Annotated in this window: 3 protein-coding genes; all 3 read right to left on the reverse strand. The window is 70.9% G+C overall.

The genetic code is table 11. The annotated features are described in order from the left end of the window. Positions 1-108 precede the first annotated feature (108 nt). Positions 109-1,092 (reverse strand): carbohydrate kinase family protein, encoded by a 984-nt coding sequence (locus tag ACGFWI_RS38955; protein ID WP_393910795.1) that lies wholly within the window; start codon positions 1,090-1,092, stop codon positions 109-111. Between the two features lies 1 nt (position 1,093). After that, positions 1,094-2,317, reverse strand: coding sequence for a methionine adenosyltransferase (metK, locus tag ACGFWI_RS38960; RefSeq protein WP_393910796.1), 1,224 nt, complete (start codon positions 2,315-2,317; stop codon positions 1,094-1,096). A gap of 33 nt (positions 2,318-2,350) precedes the next feature. Next, positions 2,351-2,445 (reverse strand): adenosylhomocysteinase (locus ACGFWI_RS38965; RefSeq protein ID WP_355793786.1); only part of this gene is annotated, 95 nt, incomplete at its 5' end.

The following is a 2,445-nucleotide window of genomic DNA, read 5'->3' on the forward strand; positions in this document are numbered from 1 at the left end:
GAAAGTCCTCCATGGACGGATCCTGCGCCTGCAGCATGGTGCCCATCGCCCCATCGGCGACCACCACCCGCGAGGCCAACGCCTCACGCAGCGATTCGACGCGGGCGCTCACGAGAGTGCTCCCAGCCATGAGGTGAACAGCCGGGCTGCGCCGGGCCCATAGGCGGTGGTGAGGTCCGCGAGCAGGCCGGCGGGGCGTGCGTCGTACTCTTGCGGGCCCGTCGTGCGCAGCGCTGCGGTGGCCAGCGCGCAGCCCAGCTGCGCCGCGGCCGCCGGCTGGAGCCCCCGGCTCGTCGCGGCGAGGAAACCGGCGCGGAAGGCGTCGCCCGCACCGGTCGGGTCGGCCGTCGCCCCGGCCGGGACGGCCGGCACCCGGCACGGCTCCGCGCCGTCGCGATCGATCCGTACGCCGTCCGCACCGAGGGTGGTGACCCAGGTCCCGGCCCGCCGCAGCACGTCCTGGCGCTGCCATCCGGTGCGTTCCAGGAGGAGGGCCGCCTCGTACTCATTGGTGAACAGCCAGCGCGCCCCGTCCACGAGCTCTCTCACCTGTGCACCGTCCAGGCTGGCGAGCTGTTGCGAGGGGTCGGCGGCGAAGGGGATGCCCGCGGCGCGGCACTCAGCGGTGTGCCGCAGCATCGCCTCGGGGTCGTTCGGGGAGACGAGCACCAGGTCGAGACCGCCCGTGTGCTGCACGACCTGCGGGATGCCGAGGTCCCGTGCCTCCGTCATGGCGCCCGCGTAGAAGGCGGCGATCTGGTTCAGGTCCCGGTCGGTCAGGCTGAGGAAGCGCGCCGTCTGCCGGGTCGCGGAGACATGGACGACGTCGGTGTCGACCCCGTGGTCCTTGAGCCAGACCCGGTACTCCGCGAAGTCGTCGCCCACGGCACCGACCAGTACGGGGTTGAGCCCCAGGACACCGAGGCCGTACGCGATGTTGGCGGCGGCCCCGCCACGCCGGACGTCCAGGGCATCGACGAGGAAGGAGAGCGAGAGCTTGGCCAGCTGGTCCGGCAGGAGCTGGTCGGTGAACCTTCCGGGGAAGGCCATGAGGTGGTCGGTGGCGATGGAGCCGCTGACGGCGATGCGCATCTCAGACTCCTGCGGCCTTGCGCAGGGCGTCCACCCGGTCGGTGCGCTCCCAGGTGAACTCCGGCAGCTCCCGGCCGAAGTGGCCGTAGGCGGCCGTTTTTGCGTAGATCGGGCGGAGCAGATCGAGGTCGCGGATGAGGGACGCCGGCCGGAGGTCGAAGACCTCGGTAACGGCCTTCTCGATCCGCTCGGTGGCCACCACGGCGGTGCCGAAGGTCTCGATGAAGAGGCCCACGGGCTGCGCCTTGCCGATCGCGTAGGCCACCTGGACCTCACAGCGGCGGGCCAGTCCGGCCGCGACGACGTTCTTCGCCACCCAGCGCATCGCATAGGCCGCGGAGCGGTCGACCTTGGACGGGTCCTTGCCCGAGAAGGCGCCGCCACCGTGCCGGGCCATACCGCCGTACGTATCGATGATGATCTTGCGGCCGGTGAGACCTGCATCGCCCATGGGGCCTCCGACCTCGAAGCGGCCGGTCGGGTTGACCAGCAGCCGGTAGCCGTCGGTGTCGAGCTTGATGCCGTCGTCCGCCAGCTGCTGGAGGACGTGCTCGACGACGAACTCGCGGATGTCGGGGGCCAGTAGCGCGTCCAGGTCGATGTCGGAGGCGTGCTGGGACGAGACCACGACGGTGTCCAGACGGGTCGGCTGGCTGCCGAGGTACTCGATGGTGACCTGTGTCTTGCCGTCCGGGCGCAGATAGGGCACGGTGCCGTCCTTGCGGACCTCCGTCAGCCGCTGGGAGAGCCGGTGCGCCAGCTGTATCGGCAGCGGCATCAACTCGGGGGTGTCGTCGCAGGCATAGCCGAACATCAGGCCCTGGTCGCCGGCGCCCTGGCCGTCGAGCTCATCGGTCTCCGCGCCGGAGACGGCGTCCGCCGCCCGCTTCTCGTATGCGGTGTCGACGCCCTGCGCGATGTCGGGGGACTGGGCGCCGAGGGAGACGGAGACGCCGCAGGAGGCGCCGTCGAAGCCCTTGGCGGACGAGTCGTAGCCGATGTCGAGGATCTTCTCGCGGACGAGGGCGGCGATCGGGGCATAGGCGGTGGTGGTCACCTCACCGGCGAGATGCACCTGCCCGGTGGTGATGAGGGTCTCGACGGCGACCCGGGAAGCGGGGTCCGCCGTCAGCAGCGCGTCGAGGACGGTGTCACTGATCTGGTCGGCGATCTTGTCGGGGTGGCCCTCGGTCACGGACTCCGAGGTGAACAGGCGGCGGGACATGTGCACTCCTGGTGTCGGCGGTTCCGGGGGTGGTCAGTAGCGGTAGTGGTCGGGCTTGTACGGGCCCTCGACCTGGACGCCGATGTAGGCGGCCTGCTCGGGGCGCAGTTCGGTGAGCTTGACGCCCA

Source organism: Streptomyces sp. NPDC048434 (assembly GCF_043200375.1).
Taxonomy (GTDB): domain Bacteria; phylum Actinomycetota; class Actinomycetes; order Streptomycetales; family Streptomycetaceae; genus Streptomyces.